Raw genomic sequence first — 13,805 nt, 5'->3', positions numbered from 1 at the left:
CGGGCTTAGATGTCGTCGATGGACGACGACTCAAACCGGGTGGAAATGTTGATGCCGAGTTCTTCCGCCGCGCGGAACACCTCGTCATCCGTGTCGCGCAGGCTGACTGCGGTGCCATCGGCCGAAAGCACTTCGACGTTCAGGCAGAGCGACTGCATTTCCTTGATAAGAACCTTGAAGCTCTCGGGAATGCCGGGTTCCTGGATGTTCTCACCCTTGACGATGGCTTCGTACACCTTGACGCGGCCGAGGATGTCGTCAGACTTGATGGTCAAAAGTTCCTGCAGGGCGTAAGCGGCTCCGTATGCTTCGAGCGCCCACACCTCCATCTCACCGAAACGCTGTCCACCGAATTGCGCCTTACCACCCAGCGGCTGCTGCGTGATCATGGAGTACGGGCCGGTCGAACGAGCGTGGATCTTGTCGTCGACGAGGTGGTGCAGCTTCAGGATGTACATGTAGCCAACGGACACCGGCATCGGGAAAGGCTCGCCGGAGCGGCCGTCGAAGAGCTGGGTCTTTCCCGAGGAACCGATGAGACGTTCGCCGTCGCGGGTCAGGGTCGTGGAGTCTAGAAGACCCTCGATCTCGATCTCGAGCGCACCGTCGAACACCGGGGTGGCGACCTTCGTGCCGGGGGCGGCGCTGAAGGCATGCTCCGGAAGACGAGCAGCCCACTTCGGCTTGCCCTCGACGTTCCAGCCCTGCTTCGCAATCCAGCCGAGGTGGGTTTCAAGCACCTGGCCGAAGTTCATGCGACCGGGGATACCGAGCGGGTTGAGGATGATGTCGACCGGGGTTCCGTCGGCGAGGAACGGCATGTCCTCGATCGGCAGGATGCGGGAGATAACACCCTTGTTGCCGTGACGGCCGGCGAGCTTGTCACCCTCAGTGATCTTGCGCTTCTGGGCGATGAATACGACCACGCGCTGGTTGACGCCCGAGCCAAGCTCGTCGTCGCCGTCCTGCGAGTCGAACACCTTGACACCGATGATGGTGCCGCGCTCACCGTGGGGAACCTTGAGCGAGGTGTCGCGAACTTCGCGGCTCTTCTCGTTGAAGATGGCGCGCAGCAGGCGTTCCTCGGCAGAAAGCTCGGTCTCGCCCTTGGGCGTGACCTTGCCGACGAGGATGTCGCCGGGGCGAACCTCGGCTCCGATGCGAATGATGCCACGCTCGTCGAGGTCGGCGAGGAAGTCCGGCGACACGTTGGGAAGGTCGCGAGTGATCTCTTCCTTACCCAGCTTGGTGTCGCGGGCATCCACTTCGTACTCTTCGATGTGAATCGAGGAGAGGGTGTCGTCCTTCACCAAGTTCTGGCTCAGGATGATTGCGTCCTCGAAGTTGTAACCTTCCCACGGCATGAATGCCACGAGCAGGTTTTTTCCGAGGGCGAGTTCGCCCTGGTCGGTGGCGGGTCCATCGGCGATGACCTCGCCGGCTTCGATGCGCTCACCGGCGTTGACGATCACGCGGTGGTTGAAGCTCGTGCCCTGGTTGGAGCGGCTGAACTTGCGCAGGTAGTAGTCCTGCGTGCCGCCCTCGTCGAGCTGGATGGTGACGACGTCAGCCGACACCTCGGAAACCACACCGGACTTCTGCGCGGTGAGTACGTCACCGGCGTCGATGGCCGTGTAGACCTCCATGCCGGTTCCGACGAGCGGGCTGTCGGAAAGAAGCAGCGGCACCGCCTGACGCTGCATGTTGGCACCCATGAGCGCGCGGTTTGCATCGTCGTGCTCGAGGAACGGGATGAGGCTGGTCGCAACCGACACCATCTGGCGCGGGGAGACATCCATGTAGCCGATGTCTTCAGCGGGAACGAGGTCGACCTCGCCACCCTTCTTACGAGCGAGCACGCGGGCCTCGGCGAAGTGCGAGTCCTTGGTGAGCGGCGCGTTGGCCTGGGCGACGATGAAGTCGTCCTCTTCGCTCGCGGTGAGGTAGTCGATCGTCTCGGTGACCTTGTTGTTGAGCACCCGACGGTACGGCGTCTCGATGAAACCGAACGCATTGATCTGCGCGAACGAGGCGAGCGAACCGATCAGGCCGATGTTCGGGCCTTCCGGGGTCTCAATGGGGCACATGCGGCCGTAGTGCGAGGGGTGAACGTCTCGCACCTCGACGCCGGCGCGGTCACGGGACAGACCACCCGGGCCGAGCGCGGACAGGCGACGCTTGTGCGTGAGGCCGGCGAGCGGGTTGTTCTGGTCCATGAACTGCGAGAGCTGCGAGGTACCGAAGAACTCCTTGATCGCGGCGACGACGGGGCGCACGTTGATCAGGGTCTGCGGGGTGATCGCTTCGATGTCCTGCGTGGTCATGCGCTCGCGAACGACGCGCTCCATGCGGGACAGGCCGGTGCGCACCTGGTTCTGGATGAGCTCGCCAACGGCACGGATACGACGGTTACCGAAGTGGTCGATGTCGTCGATGTCGATGTTGATGTCGGTCATCTTGCCGTCGCGCAGGCCCTTGAGGGTGGTCTGGTTGTCGTGCAGGGCGACGAGGTACTTGATGGTGGCCAGGATGTCCTGGAGCGTCAGTACTGAGTCACTCAGCGGGGCTTCGAGGCCGAGCTTGCGGTTGATCTTGTAACGACCAACCTTGGCCAGGTCGTAGCGCTTGGAGTTGAAGAAGAAGTTGTCGAGGAGCGCACGCGCAGCCTCGGCGGCAACCTGCTCGCCGGGACGAAGCTTGCGGTAGATGTCCTTGAGGGCTTCTTCCTTGGTGAGGATATTGTCCTTCTCGAGGGTGAGCTCGATGGACGCGTAGCCCTTGAACTCCTCGAGGATCTGCTCGCTGGTGAGGCCGAGGGCCTTCAGGAACACGGTCACGGACTGCTTGCGCTTGCGGTCGATGCGCACGCCAACCTGGTCGCGCTTGTCGATCTCGAATTCAAGCCAGGCACCACGGCTCGGAATGACACGGGCGGAGTAGATGTCCTTGTCAGACGTCTTCTCCTGCTCGCGGTTGAAGTACACGCCCGGGGAGCGCACCAGCTGCGACACGACGACACGCTCAGTGCCGTTGATCACGAAGGTGCCCTTGGGGGTCATCAACGGGAAGTCGCCCATGAACACGGTCTGAGTCTTGATCTCACCGGTGAGGTGGTTCATGAACTCAGCGTTCACGTAGAGGGGTGCGGAGTAGGTCTTACCCTTTTCCTTGCACTCATCAATGGTGTACTTCTCCGGCTCGAGCTCCGGGTTGGTGAACGACAGCTGCATCGTTTCGCCGAGGTCTTCGATGGGAGAGATCTCCTCGAAGATCTCATCGAGCCCGGTGCGATTCGGCAGGTCCTGGCGTCCGGCTTTCTGGGCCTCGGCGACGCGAGCCTTCCAGATGTCGTTGCCGACGAGCCAGTCGAAGCTCTCGGTCTGCAAAGCAAGCAGATCCGGAACGTTCAAGTGGTCGCTGATCTTTGCGAACGACAGACGCTCAGCTGAGCGGCCGTTCTTGGGTGAGTTGGTGGTTGCGTTGCGCGCAGCAGCCAAGGAAATAACCTCCGTGGACCCCGTCAGGTCTAGTTACTGTTATTGGTGATGACTCCGCAGACCCTCAAAAGAGGTGTGCCTCAAGGTGGCTTGAACACGCAAAGCCGACCGCAATATGAAGGCATAGTTTGTCTGGGAGCGCAAGGATCAACTATATGCCCCAGTTCGCGACATGTCCACCCAAATCTTGCGATTACCCAAATTCTCAGGTATAACCCACCCCGGCCCTGCCCGCTAAAGCGGAAAATTCGTCGCTTCCGAGGTGCCGAAGCAACGAATTTCCCGCTCTCGCGAAACGGATGGTGCGGCGCAGCCGCGCAGAGAGGGCGCAGGGAGGGCGCAGACTGGGGAACATGAGTACTGGGAGTAAGGGTGACGGCGACGGCGATGCGGGGCATCCGTCTGTCGTGTTGAAGTTGAGCGGACACACGGCGGTGATCGAACCTGACCGGTTCACCCCTGGAAGTTTTCAGCTCGTGGTCGACGGTACGCCGCAGTCGCACGTAAACATCGACCACCCCGAGGAGTTGTTCTTCGAGTACATCCAGCGCATCGGGCACGTGATCGACCTGCTCGGTGACCCGCACGAGCCGATCACCGCCGTGCACCTCGGGGCCGGCGCCCTCACCCTGCCGCGCTACGTCGAGGCGACCCGGCCGGGGTCACGCCAGCAGGTGGTCGAGATCGAGAGCGACCTGATCGACCTCGTTCGCCAGGTTCTGCCGTGGGACAAACGCGCCCAATTGCGGGTTCGCCACGGCGATGCCCGCGAGGTGCTCGGCAAGCTGCCCGCCGGACTGCAGGGTGCCGTCGACCTCGTCGTGGTCGATATCTTCTCGGGAGCGCGCACCCCGAAGCACGTGACGAGCCGCGAATTCTTCGCTCTCGCCGCTCCGCTCTTGTCGCCGCGCGGCGTGCTCGCCGTCAACGTAGCGGATGGCCCCGGCCTCGCGTTCGCGCGCGGCCAGGCCGCAACCCTCTCAGCGGTGTTCGAACACGTGATCGGATTCGCCGAGACGCAGGTGCTCAAGGGCCGCCGTTTCGGCAACATCGTCTTCGTTGCGGCGCACACGCCGATCGACCTCAATTGGATTCCGCGGCTGCTCGCGAACGGACCGCACCCGGCGAAGGTGATCGAAGGAACCGAACTTAGGCAGTTCATGGCCGGATCGCTCGCGGCAACCGACGAGACCTCGACGCAGTCGCCGCTTCCCGGTCGCACGGTTTTTCAGATCGGGCACTAGCGCGACATCCGTTCCGAACTGCCCGCCGGGCAGCGTTCCCCCAACTGCACCCCGGACAGCGCGACACCGCCGCAGCTTCGGCCGAATTCACACCGGCGGCGGTACTCTGGGGGCACCCGTCAATCTCCCGCGGCCCTGGCCGCCCTCGTCATTACAGGAACACACCCTGAGTTTCATCATCGGTTACGATCCCATCACCCTGCGCGAAAAAGTTGACCTGCTGGCCGCCGGCGAGCGTCTCACCGAGCTCGGCAACCTGCGCAGCCTGGCCGCGCTCAACGAGAAGGTCGCCCTGCTGCGCCTGGTCGGCCGGCTTGATGAGGCCTGGGAAATCGCGAATGAGGCACTGCGCCAGTCCCGCTTCACCGGTAATCGGGAGCAGGCGGTGGCCAGTCGCATCCGTCGGGCCCAGGTTCTGCAGTTCCAGGGCAAGCTCGACGAGGCCGCGAGCGAGCTGACGCACTGCATCCTCGACTCCGAGGTGCACGAGTGGTCCCGGCTGGCCGCCTACGCCCGGCAGCACCGCGGCAAGGTGTACTTCGACCAGGGCAACCTCGAGGGCGCGCTCGCGGACTTCACGGCTGCGGTGTTCCTGCGCGAGAAAGACGGCGCCGACGCCGACGAACTCGACAGTTCGCTGCTCGCCGTGGCCGTCGTGGAATCGCACATCGCCGCTCGAGGCCCCCAGGCCTGACCTGCCTCCGTGCATAACTCCTGCAATTCGGCGCAGACGATCGAAACAGGCCCTGAATCACGCGGCACCCGATGCGTTCGACCAGAAATTGCAGGAGTTATGCCCCATCGCAGCCGGAAAGTAGCCGTCGAACGACTTCTCGGGCATGCTGTGTTCACCACGAAGGCGAGGTGAACGATGACTTTTCAAGCGTTTCGGCGCGCGGTGGCCACCGCGTCGGCCGCCCTGCTGGTTCTGGCAGTGGCCGCCTGCAGCGCCGAGGCGCCGCGCGCCACACCGGCGACGTCGACACCGGCCGAACCCGCACCGGCCGAGACCGCGACCGCCAACCTGGCCCCGGTGCATCCGGTCGGCGAACCGGTCGTGATCGCCTCGGGACTCGAGGCTCCGTGGTCGATTCTGCGGCTGCCGGATGGCGCCACGCTCATCAGCGAACGCGATACGACGCGGGTGCGCGAGTTGCTGCCCGACGGCAGCCTGCGTGAGGCCGGTACGGTCGAGGCAGCGGAACCCAATGGTGAAGGCGGACTGCTCGGCCTGGCCTTTCTGGCCGACGAAGCGGCTCCCGGCGGCGCCGGCTGGGTCTACGCCTATTTCTCCACCGCGACCGACAACCGCATCGAGCGGATGCCGCTGGCCGGCTCCCCCGGCAGCCACACCCTCGGGGCGCCCACCCCGGTTGTGGATTCGATCCCGCGGGCCGGCAATCACAATGGCGGTCGTATCGCCTTCGGACCGGACGGCCTGCTCTACGCGAGCGCCGGGGACGCCGGAAACCCCGCCAACGCCCAGAACCTCGACGTTCTCGGGGGTAAAATTCTGCGCCTGACCGCGACCGGAGGCGTGCCGGAGGACAACCCGTTCGGCACGCTCGTGTACTCGTTCGGGCATCGGAATCCGCAGGGCCTGGCCTGGGATTCGCGCGGCCAGCTGTGGGCGAGCGAGTTCGGCCAGAACACCTGGGACGAGCTCAACCGCGTCGTGCCCGGCGGCAACTACGGCTGGCCGCTCGTCGAGGGCCAGGCCAGCGACCCGGCGTATCTCGATCCCCAGCAGCAGTGGTCGACCAACCAGGCCAGCCCGAGCGGCATCGCCATCGTGAACGACACCATCTTCATGGCGAGCCTGCGTGGTGAACGGCTGTGGAGTATCCCGATCGTGCGCACCTCAACTGGTGCTGACTCCTCCACAGCCGTCCCCACCGAGTGGTTTGTCAACGAATATGGCCGGTTGCGCGACGTGGTGTCGGGGCCGGCTGGCACACTGTGGTTTGTGAGTAACAATACGGATGGCCGGGGCTCCCCGGCGGTCGGCGACGACCGGCTCTATCAGGTTGCATTGCGCCAAGTCGAGGTTGGTCCTTAGTGGCCGACCTCGCTCAGGTGCGCCGATGGGCTGACGCCCTCATTGTGCTGCACCTCGACCCGGCCTGGACCTTCGGCTTCGACAACGCGAAGAAGCGGGCCGGGCTCTGTAATTTTAGCAAGAAGCACATCACCGTGTCGCGCTACCTCGCCTCGCGCTATGCCGACGACGACGTCCACCAGATCCTGCTGCACGAGCTCGCCCACGCCCTGGCCGGCCCGCGCGCCGGGCACGGACCGCGCTGGAAGAAGATGGCGCACGATCTCGGCTACGACGGTAAGCGCACACACGACGGAGAGATCGCCAACGAGCTCGCGCCCTGGGTCGGCACCTGCCCCGCCGGCCACACGCACTTTCGGTATCGGCAACCAACCCGCCCCCTGGCCTGCGGCCTCTGCGCCCGCCGCTTCGACCAGGCACACGCGATCACCTGGTTGCGGCGCGAGATCACGCCGGCGATTCGGCGCCGGGCCGCGGCATCCGCTGGACCGTAGTCACGCGAGCGGGGAGCTAGTGGGTGTCGTAGCGGGCGAGGGCGTCGGCATCCGTTGCCAGCGTCATCGAGCGCCGCGCGGTGTCGAGCGCGGTCACCGGGTCTGCCTCGGCCACCGCGAGCGCCAGCTGCCGTTCGGCTTCGGCCAGCCGGGTGCGGGCTGCGGCCTGCACCCGGCTGCGATGGGCGGCAACAAAGTCGTGGGTGACGGTGATCTGGCTGCGCGCGGTGAGCAGCGCGCCGGCCAGGGCGGTGCGCGCGTTATCGAGGCGCAGCTGGCGGTTGCGCGCCTCCGAACGGATGCTGTCCAGCCCGTTCATCGCCGCCTCCAAAGCCACGAGATCCGCGGCCGGGTCACTGCGCCGTCCGGGCTCGCGCAGAGACGCCTGAACCGACGCGGCGTCGGTGATCACCTGGTTGAGCGAAGCGCTCGCGTCGGATTCCTCGTGACCATCGCGCAGGGCGCGAGCCTCGGCGAGTTCGGTGCCGGCAGCATCCAGAGCCTGCTGCAGATTGGCGAAGCCGCGATGCAGCTGATCCTCGCCGGTTTCGATCGCATCGAGCAGCTGCGTGGCCTGGAACAGGGCGTGCTCGGCGGCCTGCAACTGCTCACCGACCGGCTCAGCGGATGCCGCGTCGAGGCGGGCCGCTGCGGCATCCGCACTCGCCCTGGCCGCGTCCAGAGCCGTGCGCGCCCGGCCGACGTTGCCGCTGATCGGCGCGAGAGCCGCCGAAGAATAGCTCAGGCCCAGCCGGGTGAGGGTGCTCGCGCCGCCCGCGACCCGGTCGGACACCCGGCCCTGTCGGCGGCGCAGCTCGTCGAGCTGCTGCGGCGCGTTGCGCTCCACCCCGCGCTTGGCCGTGAAATCGCGCGCCTGGCTGTTCAGCCGGCCGGTCGCCTCGTCGGCGAGCTGCACGATCTGCTGGTTCCAGCGGGTGCGTTCGGCCGCGCTGTCTGGCACGGCATCGTCGAGCTTCTGCTGCAGCGCGAAGGCGTCGCTCAGCTGCCGACGGGAGGTAGCGAGCGCGGCCGCAAACTCCCGCGTCGACGATTCCCCGAACTGCGCGATCGCGAAGCTCAGTTCGTCGGTCGCGTCCTGCACGAGGTCATCGGCGCGCACGAGGCTGCTCGCCGCGCTGCGCTCCAGCTCGGTGGCCGCCGCGCTCACCTGCCCGAGCCTGGCCCTGGTACGCCGCCGCGAGGCGCCCACCAGTGCCCAGACTCCGGCCACGACGAGGCCGATAATGATGACCGAGGGTACCCACCAGAGATCGCCATTCATGGGCTTGAGTCTAATTAAGGATTGCTGACCGAACGCCCTACCGATCGTCGGCGGAGGGCCGGCGCATCTGCTGCCGGATCATCTCAAAGTCGTGCCGCGAAATCTCGAGCACGCCGCGGCGCAGTTGAAAACCCCAGTCCGGGTTGCCGCGGGTCAGTTGCAACACCGACAACAGCGGGCGGATGCTCGTGGGCCAGGCATCCAGATCGTAGTCGGCACGGCGTCGCCACGGCCGACGCTCGCTGCCGGGGTCGCCCACCTGGTAGGCGTGGGCATCCGCTATGCGTCCGATCGCGGTGAATTCCTTGAGCGGATCCCCTTCGATCGCCGTTTTCGGCGAGTAATAGACGATGCCGTCGGCTTCGCCCATCTGGGCGATCAGGTCACCGGCGCCGCGGTTGGCGCGGGCGATGCCCAGATCGACACCGCGGAGCACGTGCTCGCGGTGCACCACAACGAGCCAGAACCGAATTGCCACCCTTCATTTGTACTGCATTCAGTTGTACTGCAGACCACCGTCAACCAGACTGGGCAGATGCGCGTACTGCTCAAAGAGATCCTGAACTGCACACCGGATGCCGCCTGGCACGCCATCCACAGCCCCGCCGTATTTCGCGAGGTGAGCAGCCCGTTCATGGCGGTTCAATCGCTCGAAGCCGACGGGTTTCCCACCCGCTGGGAGCCCGGTGAACACCCCGCCGTGTTCTCCATGCTCGGCCTCGTGCCGATGGGCACCCAGATCATTCGGCTCGCCAATTCCACGCACCGCCCCGACGGGGTGCGCATCCTGCGCGATACCGGGCGTGGTGTGTCCGGTGCGCTGAGCGCGGTGACGCTGTGGGACCACCGCATGGCGATCGCCCCCGATCCGGCTGGCACCGGCAAGACGCTGTACCGCGACCAGCTCATTTTTCGAGGTCGACCGGCTACGCTCGCGCTCTGGCCGACGTTCTGGGCGTTCTGGCAGTGGCGCATGCTGCGGCTCCGTCGCCTCGCTCCCACCTGGCAGCACGACGTCGGCATCGACGACCCCAACTTTGTACCGCTGTCGCAGCGTGCAGCCCCTACTGAAACTAACTAGCGCGCGTGAGCGACTTCACCGGTCGAGGGCTGGCCGCTTAGGATCGAACGCCCAGCCATCGACGAGGTACTGCATCGCAACCGAGTCGTCGCGACCGCCGAGTCCGCGACTCAGATAAAGTTCGTGCGCGGCGAAGAGGCGCTCCTCATCGATGGTCACGCCGAGTCCAGGCTCGGTTGGAACAGCGATCTGACCGCCCCGAATCTGCGGAGGATTCGCCGTGAGGTTCTGTCCGTCCTGCCAGATCCAGTGTGTGTCGATCGCGGTCGGCGTGCCGGGCGCCGCGGCAGCGACGTGGGTGAACATGGCCAGCGACACGTCAAAGTGGTTGTTCGAGTGCGATCCCCACTGCAATCCCCAGTCGTTGCACAGCTGCGCAACGCGCACGGATCCGGCCATCGTCCAGAAATGCGGATCTGCAAGCGGAATATCAACGGCATTCGAACGGATGGTGTGACCCAGTTCACGCCAGTCGGTCGCGATCATGTTGGTCGCCGTTGGCAGCCCGGTGGCCCGTTTGAACTCCGCCATGATCTCCCGTCCGGAATAGACGCCCTCCGCACCGACCGGGTCTTCGGCGTAGGCGAGCACGTCGCGCAGGGACCGACCCACGGCCACAGCCTGCTCGAGCAGCCAGCCACCATTCGGGTCCAGGGTGACGCGCGCTTCGGGAAACCGGGTCGCCAGAGCCTTGATCGCCTCGGCTTCGTCCCAGGCGGGAAGCACCCCGCCCTTGAGCTTGAAATCCCGAAATCCGTAGCGCTCGAAGGCGGCCTCGGCCTGCCCCACGATGCCTTCCGGGTCGAGGGCGGCCTCGTGGCGAACCTGCGACCAGGCATCCGTTCCCGGGTCTGTCTGCACGTACGGCAAGTCGGTTCGGTTTTTGTCGCCGACAAAAAACAGATAACCGAGGGTGTCTACGGCGTCACGTTGCTGGCCCTCGCCGAGCAGAGCCGCAACGGGCACGCCGAGGTGCTGGCCCAGAAGATCGAGGTGGGCCGCTTCGAGTGCGGTGACTACGTGGATGGTCGTGCGGAGGTCAAAAGTTTGCGCCCCGCGGCCACCGGAATCGCGGTCCTTGAACTGCAGGCGCACGCGGCGCAGGGTGTTCAGATAATCACCGAGGCGCGATCCGACCACGAACACCCGCGCGTCTTCCAGGGTACGTCGAATCGGCTCGCCGCCGGGGACTTCCCCCACTCCGGTATTACCGTTCGAGTCGGTCAGAAGCACGATGTTGCGGGTGAAGAAGGGGCCGTGGGCGCCGCTGAGATTGAGCAACATACTGTCGTGGCCGGCGACCGGCACTACCCGCATCGACTCGATCGTTGGGCTGGAAGTCATCAGAGATACCGTTCTAGTCGCGCGCGAGTTGGCCATTGTGTTGACGAAAGATGCCGAGCGGGTTGTCGTCCCGCAACGCCTCCGGCAGCAGCGCCGCTGGCACGTTTTGGTAGCTCACCGGGCGCAGGAACCGATCGATCGCCAGGGTGCCAACGGAGGTGCCCTGCGCGTTCGACGTCGCGGGGAAGGGCCCGCCGTGCACCATCGCGGAGACGACCTCGACGCCGGTCGGCCAACCATTGAAGAGCACTCGTCCGGAGCGCAACTCGGCCGCCTCCAACAGATCAGCGGAACCGGGCTCGTCAGCGTCGGTGTGCAGCGTCACGGTCAGCTGCCCTTCGAGCCCGGCCAGAATCTGCGCCATCTGGATGGTGTCGCGCACGGTCACGACGAGGCTCGCGGGGCCGAACACCTCTTCCTGCAGCGCGGGGTCAGCGAGAAACGTCGCGGCGTCGGTCGCGAAGATCTGCGGCGCGGCGCCCACGACCACAGCGGCGTTGGGGGTACCGGCGGCGAGGTTCTGAACGCCGGCATGGTCGTGGAACGCTGCGGCGCCGCGATCGAAGGCGTCCTTGATGCCCGCAGTGAGCATCGGCGCGGCGCTGACCTTTGCCGCAGCGGCGACTGCGGCGGCCGTGAACGCAAGCCCGTCGGCGCCTTCGGGCACGAAGACCAATCCGGGGCTCGTACAGAGCTGGCCGGTTCCGGTTACAACGGATGCGATCCACTGCTCGCCGAGGCCGGCCGCGTTGCGAGCGAGGGCGCCCGGCAGAACGAAGACCGGGTTGATGCTGCTCATCTCCGCGTATACGGGAATCGGTTCGGGGCGGCTGGCGGCCGCTGCCACGAGCGCTAGCCCGCCACGGCGGGATCCGGTGAAGCCGACGGCTTTGATGCGCGGGTGGGTCACGAGGGCGGTGCCGACCGAAGCCCCGCCACCGAACAGCAGCGAGAACACCCCGATCGGCAGCTCATGGTGCGCGACCGCCGCGCTGATCGCCCGGCCGATGAGTTCGGACGTGCCCGGATGGGCGCTGTGCGCCTTGACGATCACGGGGCATCCGGCAGCAAGCGCCGAGGCGGTATCGCCGCCGGCGACCGAGAAAGCCAGCGGAAAGTTGCTCGCGCCGAAGACGGCGACCGGTCCGAGGGCGATTGACCGCAAGCGGATGTCTGGGCGCGGCAGTGGGGCACGGTCGGGCTGCGCCGGGTCGATTCGGGCGCCGTGAAAGTTGCCTTCGCGCAGCACCGCGGCGAAGAGGCGCAGCTGGCCGACGGTGCGGCCCGTTTCGCCGATCACGCGGGGAACGGGAAGGCCGGTCTCAGCAATGACCCGGTCGGTCAGGGCCGCCCCGAGGGCCGCGATGTTGTCGGCAATGGTCTCGAGAAAGGCCGCCCGCGCCTGGGGCGAGGTCTTGCGATAGCTGGCAAACGCCGTCCAGGCGAGTTCCGCAGCCTGGTCGACCTCCTCAACGCCGACAAGGCCGTACGCCGGGGTGAGAGTGTGGCCGGTGACCGGGTTTACCGCGCAGACTTCGCCGCGGGTTCCGCGCACGGAAACCCCGCCAATCAGGGAAGACCCGGTGAGAACGGTGGGCTGCGTGGTTGCGGTCGGCACGGTCATGTAAGCACTCCTTCGGGCGGCGGGTCACGCGGACTGCCACCAAGCCTAGGAATGAACCGATGCCGCTTCAACTTGAAATCTGCATGCACTGATGCGCGCAAAGCATCGATCACGGTGCCGGGGCGGTTCCCGGAGTTTCTTCCGCGGCGTCGGCCTGAGGGTCGCCCAGCGCACCCACGGCGGACGCCTCCGGGCGCGTCAGCATTTCAACAGCTTTTGCCACGGCCGGGTTGGTGCTCTCCTCACTCCAGGCCACGTCGAGGTGCACGATGTTGAGCCGGTCAGCGGGCGAGTTCGAGTCGAGGTCGCGGAAGACCACACCTTCCGGCGCGAAGCGTTGGGCGGATGCTGGCACGAGAGTCAGCCCGAGGCCTGCCTGCACGAGCGCGAGCAGCGCCGGAACCTGGCTCGCGTACTGGATCACAACCGGCTGGCTGCCGCTCGCGGCGAACAGGCGCAGCAGCAGGTCGTGGAAATACCGAGCCTCGGTGGGCGAGTACATCAGCAAACGTTCGTGCTCGAAGTCGAGCAGCGAGATTGGACCGGTCGGTTGCGCGAGGCGGCTGGGAGCGGGAATGGCCGCAACCATCCGCTCAGACATGATCTCGCGAGTCTGGATGCCCGGCCGCGCCACCAGTGGCCGCAAGAGCCCAAGGTCAACGGTTCCCTTCACGAGTTGGTCCATCTGATCGGTCGTCACGAGCTCGCGCAGCACGAGGCTTACGTCAGGCATGTCCGCGGCGGCGCGCCGAATGAACAGGGGCAGTGCGCTCTGAGCCGCCATGGCCGTGTAGGCCACGGTGAGGGTACCCGCCGCTCCCGACGCGACCCGGCGCACATCGACGGCCATCTTGGCTGCCAGGTCGAGCACCCGCCGCGCGCTCGGTAACAGCGACGCGCCCGCCGCCGTCATCTCCACGCGCCTGCTGGTGCGATTGAACAACAGCGCGCCGAGCTCACGCTCGAGCAGCTGAATTTGGCGGCTCAACGGTGGCTGCGTGATACGCAGGCGTTCGGCAGCGGCGCCGAAATGCAGTTCCTCGGCCACGGCGATAAAACACTCCAACTGCACCAGCGAAAACATCGATCTACTCCTTGTATCAAGCTGTGCATATTTTAGCTTGGACTTGAATCGATTTCTCTTTATCGTTTTCGACATAGCCGCTGCAGTGTGCAGCCG

At 65.8% G+C, this 13,805-nt stretch carries 12 protein-coding genes; 5 read left to right on the top strand and 7 right to left on the bottom strand.

Going from position 1 to position 13,805, the window contains the following annotated elements:
• Positions 1–5: 5 nt before the first annotated feature.
• Positions 6–3,497, bottom strand: coding sequence for a DNA-directed RNA polymerase subunit beta (rpoB, locus tag E3O06_RS04705; RefSeq protein ID WP_134501831.1), 3,492 nt, complete (start codon positions 3,495–3,497; stop codon positions 6–8).
• Positions 3,498–3,850: 353 nt separating this feature from the next.
• On the opposite strand from rpoB, the gene E3O06_RS04700 reads away from it, so the two are divergent.
• Positions 3,851–4,741 (top strand): spermidine synthase, encoded by an 891-nt coding sequence (locus tag E3O06_RS04700; protein WP_134501830.1) that lies wholly within the window; start codon positions 3,851–3,853, stop codon positions 4,739–4,741.
• A gap of 151 nt (positions 4,742–4,892) precedes the next feature.
• Here E3O06_RS04700 and E3O06_RS17915 read toward each other — a convergent pair whose 3' ends face one another.
• Positions 4,893–5,204, bottom strand: coding sequence for a hypothetical protein (locus tag E3O06_RS17915; RefSeq protein WP_241979859.1), 312 nt, complete (start codon positions 5,202–5,204; stop codon positions 4,893–4,895).
• A gap of 18 nt (positions 5,205–5,222) precedes the next feature.
• Between E3O06_RS17915 and E3O06_RS17910 the strand changes: the two genes are divergently transcribed.
• The 3 genes from E3O06_RS17910 to E3O06_RS04685 all read left to right on the top strand — a co-directional run bounded on the left by E3O06_RS17910 (position 5,223) and on the right by E3O06_RS04685 (position 7,294).
• A complete protein-coding gene (locus E3O06_RS17910; RefSeq protein ID WP_241979858.1) occupies positions 5,223–5,435 on the top strand; it encodes a hypothetical protein in 213 nt (70 codons plus the stop codon).
• Between the two features lie 177 nt (positions 5,436–5,612).
• On the top strand, positions 5,613–6,800 hold the full coding sequence (locus E3O06_RS04690) for a PQQ-dependent sugar dehydrogenase (RefSeq protein ID WP_134501828.1): 1,188 nt from the start codon (positions 5,613–5,615) through the stop codon (positions 6,798–6,800).
• Positions 6,800–7,294, top strand: coding sequence for a SprT-like domain-containing protein (locus E3O06_RS04685; protein ID WP_134501827.1), 495 nt, complete (start codon positions 6,800–6,802; stop codon positions 7,292–7,294). The genes E3O06_RS04690 and E3O06_RS04685 overlap by 1 nt, the downstream gene beginning before the upstream one ends.
• 16 nt (positions 7,295–7,310) lie before the next feature.
• Here the strand turns inward: E3O06_RS04685 and E3O06_RS04680 are convergent, their stop codons facing one another.
• Both E3O06_RS04680 and E3O06_RS04675 read right to left on the bottom strand, forming a co-directional pair.
• Positions 7,311–8,576: a coiled-coil domain-containing protein gene (locus E3O06_RS04680; protein ID WP_134501826.1), complete on the bottom strand. Its 1,266-nt coding sequence runs from the start codon at positions 8,574–8,576 to the stop codon at positions 7,311–7,313.
• 37 nt (positions 8,577–8,613) lie between these two features.
• Positions 8,614–9,054: an EVE domain-containing protein gene (locus E3O06_RS04675; RefSeq protein ID WP_240607202.1), complete on the bottom strand. Its 441-nt coding sequence runs from the start codon at positions 9,052–9,054 to the stop codon at positions 8,614–8,616.
• Positions 9,055–9,111: 57 nt separating this feature from the next.
• Here E3O06_RS04675 and E3O06_RS04670 point away from each other — a divergent pair, with 57 nt between their 5' ends.
• Positions 9,112–9,657 (top strand): hypothetical protein, encoded by a 546-nt coding sequence (locus E3O06_RS04670; RefSeq protein ID WP_174843207.1) that lies wholly within the window; start codon positions 9,112–9,114, stop codon positions 9,655–9,657.
• Positions 9,658–9,672: 15 nt separating this feature from the next.
• Here E3O06_RS04670 and E3O06_RS04665 read toward each other — a convergent pair whose 3' ends face one another.
• The 3 genes from E3O06_RS04665 to E3O06_RS04655 form a co-directional block, all read right to left on the bottom strand.
• Positions 9,673–11,001, bottom strand: coding sequence for an enolase C-terminal domain-like protein (locus E3O06_RS04665; protein WP_198415779.1), 1,329 nt, complete (start codon positions 10,999–11,001; stop codon positions 9,673–9,675).
• A 13-nt stretch (positions 11,002–11,014) separates the two neighbouring features.
• Complete coding sequence (locus E3O06_RS04660) at positions 11,015–12,625, bottom strand: aldehyde dehydrogenase (NADP(+)) (RefSeq protein WP_134501825.1); 1,611 nt, start codon at positions 12,623–12,625, stop codon at positions 11,015–11,017.
• 109 nt (positions 12,626–12,734) lie between these two features.
• Complete coding sequence (locus tag E3O06_RS04655) at positions 12,735–13,709, bottom strand: LysR family transcriptional regulator (RefSeq protein ID WP_134501824.1); 975 nt, start codon at positions 13,707–13,709, stop codon at positions 12,735–12,737.
• Positions 13,710–13,805 lie beyond the last annotated feature (96 nt).

It is taken from the genome of Cryobacterium glaciale, from assembly GCF_004402535.1.
In the GTDB taxonomy this organism is placed as follows: domain Bacteria; phylum Actinomycetota; class Actinomycetes; order Actinomycetales; family Microbacteriaceae; genus Cryobacterium; species Cryobacterium glaciale.
Note: the sequence above shows the minus strand (reverse complement) of the source record. Positions and strands in the feature narration are given on the sequence as shown.

Coding starts and splice junctions, on each gene's coding strand:
- E3O06_RS04700 (WP_134501830.1), top strand. CDS start 3,851: ATGAGTACTGGGAGTAAGGGTGACGGCGACGGCGATGCGGGGCATCCG.
- E3O06_RS04665 (WP_198415779.1), bottom strand. CDS start 11,001: ATGACTTCCAGCCCAACGATCGAGTCGATGCGGGTAGTGCCGGTCGCC.
- E3O06_RS04655 (WP_134501824.1), bottom strand. CDS start 13,709: ATGTTTTCGCTGGTGCAGTTGGAGTGTTTTATCGCCGTGGCCGAGGAA.
- E3O06_RS04680 (WP_134501826.1), bottom strand. CDS start 8,576: ATGAATGGCGATCTCTGGTGGGTACCCTCGGTCATCATTATCGGCCTC.
- E3O06_RS04670 (WP_174843207.1), top strand. CDS start 9,112: ATGCGCGTACTGCTCAAAGAGATCCTGAACTGCACACCGGATGCCGCC.
- E3O06_RS04660 (WP_134501825.1), bottom strand. CDS start 12,625: ATGACCGTGCCGACCGCAACCACGCAGCCCACCGTTCTCACCGGGTCT.
- E3O06_RS04690 (WP_134501828.1), top strand. CDS start 5,613: ATGACTTTTCAAGCGTTTCGGCGCGCGGTGGCCACCGCGTCGGCCGCC.